We start from the raw sequence: 1,521 nt of genomic DNA on the forward strand, positions 1-1,521 counted from the left end.
GGCTCGTTGAATTCCACTGTGTAGGAGCGCACTAATACACTGGAGGCATCCGATCTAGTGGAGTAGCTCTTGGTGTTTTCTGTGATAACAATTGACTGCTCAATATTGGACGAATAGCTGTCGGAGAGGAAAACTGCAATCGCCCGCTTAAAAATCGCAGCGAATAATTGCTCTGCTTTGTTTTGCGCGGCGGGGATAAATTTGTCAGGTTCCGCTAGGTCATCTTTAAAAATGACTAACTCCGTTAGCGTCTCAGTGCTATTGGCACCAAACACCTGCTGTCTTGTGGGTTCTGCCATTCTTTTTGTATTTCTTAGGAAAGATTAAAAAATTACTCTTCTGGTGCTGGCGCTGGGGAACCCTTAAAGATTTCCAGCAGAACTAGATCAACATCCCCTGTTCTCCACCCGTTGATGGAGTGTTGAAAATTCGTCTCATCCACTACGAGCAAGTATGGGTTGCCGGGGATGGACTGGAGTAATGCAATTAAGTCATCTTTTTTGGTTGCCATCTTGGATTTAGAAATTATTTATAAACCCTTTGTAAAGGGTTATCAGATATATGTAAACATTCCACTTTTATGTAAAAACGGAATGTTTAAAAAAAGCTTACAACTATTGCCATATAAGCAATACAGCATATTATAGATAGTGGGTAATCAAGAAACTATTCCAGATTTACCACCCAATCAGGTAAAAGCGGAATAGCCGAAGGTGAAAGTTTTTTAATGAAAAATGACCGATGTGGAAAAGCAGCAACTCTAACTGAGGCTGACTATTCCAAATTAAGAAGAAATATCAAAACTCTTAAGTACAAATTACTATTAGATTTGGCTTGGTACACAGGAGAACGGTGGGGTGCTTTGGTACATCTGCGAGTAAGCGATGTTTATCTGCCAAATGGTACGCCTAGAGATGTGGTAACTTTTCGCGCTGCCACCAGAAAAAAGCGGCCCGATGGAACCGCCGAAACCAGACAAGTGCCGGTTCACCCAATCTTATTTGAGAATCTGAGAGGTTTTGCACCAGGAGCTAGTCCCTGGTTGTTCCCAAACAGGGACGGCAGCAAGCCTGTCACCTGGAGAAACTGCTATTCAATTTTCATGAAAGCTGTTGAGCGGGCTGGATTGGCGGCCAAGGGAATTTCTACCCACAGCACCAGGAGAAGCTTTATCACCAAGCTACACAACAACGGGGTAGCGACGGCCACCATCAAGAAGATTACTGGCCACCGCGATTTCAAAGCCTTGGAAGCGTACATAGACATCAGCACCGATGAAATTCGCGGTGCGATCGCAACCCTCTAGTCCCTATGGTATATTTGTACTCATATCATGAGTAGATAGATGTAGCCAATCCCGCCCTGGCGAGTAGGGTGGGATTTTTTTTAGAGCCTGTATCCGCTTTTGCCAAAGCCCCCTTTAATCCAGTTCTCAATCTGAAAATATGTTTTCCCCTGTGCGATCGCATTTCTAATCTTTTCTACCCGCTCCAGAACTAATGGCGATCGCGCATTACCCCC

The 1,521-nt window shown here is 44.3% G+C and carries 3 protein-coding genes; 1 reads left to right on the forward strand and 2 read right to left on the reverse strand.

Going from position 1 to position 1,521, the window contains the following annotated elements; genetic code table 11:
* Both H6G32_RS26405 and H6G32_RS26410 read right to left on the reverse strand, forming a co-directional pair.
* A partial coding sequence (locus H6G32_RS26405; RefSeq protein WP_190463727.1) for a hypothetical protein occupies positions 1–299 on the reverse strand: 299 nt, incomplete at its 3' end.
* A 32-nt stretch (positions 300–331) separates the two neighbouring features.
* Entirely contained in the window at positions 332–511 is a 180-nt protein-coding gene (locus tag H6G32_RS26410) for a hypothetical protein (protein WP_190463729.1), read from the reverse strand.
* A gap of 216 nt (positions 512–727) precedes the next feature.
* Between H6G32_RS26410 and H6G32_RS26415 the strand changes: the two genes are divergently transcribed.
* A complete protein-coding gene (locus H6G32_RS26415) occupies positions 728–1,306 on the forward strand; it encodes a tyrosine-type recombinase/integrase (protein ID WP_190463731.1) in 579 nt (192 codons plus the stop codon).
* Positions 1,307–1,521: the final 215 nt, after the last annotated feature.

Source organism: Cylindrospermum sp. FACHB-282 (assembly GCF_014697195.1).
Taxonomy (GTDB): Bacteria; Cyanobacteriota; Cyanobacteriia; order Cyanobacteriales; family Nostocaceae; genus Cylindrospermum.

Excerpts from the sequence above, each read along its gene's own strand:
- H6G32_RS26410 (WP_190463729.1), bottom strand. The coding sequence starts at position 511 with ATGGCAACCAAAAAAGATGACTTAATTGCATTACTCCAGTCCATCCCC.
- H6G32_RS26415 (WP_190463731.1), top strand. The coding sequence starts at position 728 with ATGAAAAATGACCGATGTGGAAAAGCAGCAACTCTAACTGAGGCTGAC.